Genomic DNA, 1,793 nt, shown 5'->3' on the forward strand with positions numbered 1-1,793 from the left:
TCAAGGTGCACGCTTTGCGGCTCATCCGGTCCGACCGGGCCGCGCGGCAAGGAGATATATTGCCAGACCGGAGGGGCGCCGTGGGCGGGAATCTGGGCGTACACATTTCCTACACATCTTGGGATCCGACTAACGTTTGCCAGCCGTTACCTACCGCTCGCCGAGCATCTCTTTATATAAGGCAGTCTCATGGTTAAAGCGGATACGTCCCCCTAGCTAAAGCACAGCCAGCATCGAGCAACTCATCACGTTCTTCCACCGAGAACCCCTCGGCGTAGACGCGCACCACTGGTTCGGTCCCGCTAGGACGAACCAGCAGCCACGTGTCATCCTCGAATGCCAAACGCAAGCCATCCATATGACTAACGTTTTGCGGCACCTTGCCACAAATCGACTTGGGGTTTACGCCCGGCAGCAGGGTTCGTAACGTTTCGGCATCTTCGGCCTCAAGGCGCAAATCCCGTCGACCGTAACTCGTCTTACCAAAACTGTCCTCGAGTTGGTCGACCAGAACGCCCAAAGGCGCGTCCGTCTTAGCCATAAGCTCACACAGAATCAGACAGGCGAGGATTCCATCGCGCTCGGGCATATGCGCGGCGATGCCGATACCACCGGCTTCTTCACCGCCTATGAGGACGCCACCCTTCTTCATCTCCGCCGCTATATATTTGAAACCGACTGGTTTGACGGTCACGCGGCAGCCAAGCGCCTCGGCAATGCGACGCACGAGCGTCGAGCATGAAAGATTGACGACGACGCGCCCCTCCAAATTACGAAATTGAACCAAGTCGCCCAAAACGAGCGCCATGATCTGATGCGGATGTATATATCTGCCGCGCTCGTCAACCGCACCGATACGGTCGGCGTCGCCGTCGGTCACCAGACCAGCGCAAGCTCCGTCATCGATAACCGTGCGCTCGCAAGCGTCCACCCAAGGCTCAACGGGGTCGGGGCAGATATCTTCTTGGTCAGACGCCTGCCCGGCGTGAATCTCGTGCACCTCAACGCCAAGCTCGCGCAGCAAGTCGGCTAGATAACCCTGGGCTGCGCCGCCCATGGGATCGACAACCACGCGCAGGTGCGCGCCGCGGATGGCTTCGGCATCGACAAACGATGCCACCGCCTGCATATAGTCAGGAATGATATCCGCGGTGCGATATTGCCCCTCGATCCCCATTGGCTCGGGAGCCATGGTCTCTTCGAGCTCTTCGATGACATCCTGGTTGGCGGTCGAGCCGTCACCCATGCGAATCTTGAGGCACAGATAACCCTGCGGATGATGGGACCCCGTCACCATGAGCGCGCCGCACGCCTCACCGTCATAAGCCGCCGCCCACGTAAGGGCAGGGGTCGGAACAGGTCGCGAAGCGAGCACGGCGTCCAGCCCGTGCGCTGCTAGCACGCCCGCCGCAAGCTCAGCGAACTCGCTCGCCAGGGGCCGGGTGTCGAACCCTATATATACCGTTTTGCCCGGATTGGTCTTTTGCCACAACTCGCCGACGGCATCGGCGATACGGGCAACGTTATCGGCAGTGAAGTCCTCATCGACGCGAGCGCGCCAACCGTCAGTTCCAAAATGAATTATCGCGCACACGCGCAGACACCTCACAGTGTTTGGATCATGGTACGCGTGAGGTATACCCGCAACACGCACTCAGCAACCTGCCGGCACCAGCATTCACCATTTGGGCAAATGCTGCCGAGGACATGCAAGCAATCAAAACCACCCCTAAAAGGGGTGGTTTGCTCTTAGGGTATAACCCTTGGATTTCCGGCACGCGTCTAAAGGCGCC

The 1,793-nt window shown here is 59.2% G+C and carries 1 protein-coding gene; it reads right to left on the reverse strand.

Annotated elements, in window-relative coordinates; translation table 11 throughout:
* Positions 1 to 193 precede the first annotated feature (193 nt).
* Positions 194 to 1,594, reverse strand: a complete 1,401-nt coding sequence (locus I2H19_RS09820; RefSeq protein ID WP_195247276.1) for a phosphoglucomutase/phosphomannomutase family protein — start codon at positions 1,592 to 1,594, stop codon at positions 194 to 196.
* Between the last annotated feature and the right edge of the window lie 199 nt (positions 1,595 to 1,793).

The organism is Collinsella aerofaciens, from assembly GCF_015560135.1.
Classification (GTDB): domain Bacteria; phylum Actinomycetota; class Coriobacteriia; order Coriobacteriales; family Coriobacteriaceae; genus Collinsella; species Collinsella aerofaciens_AN.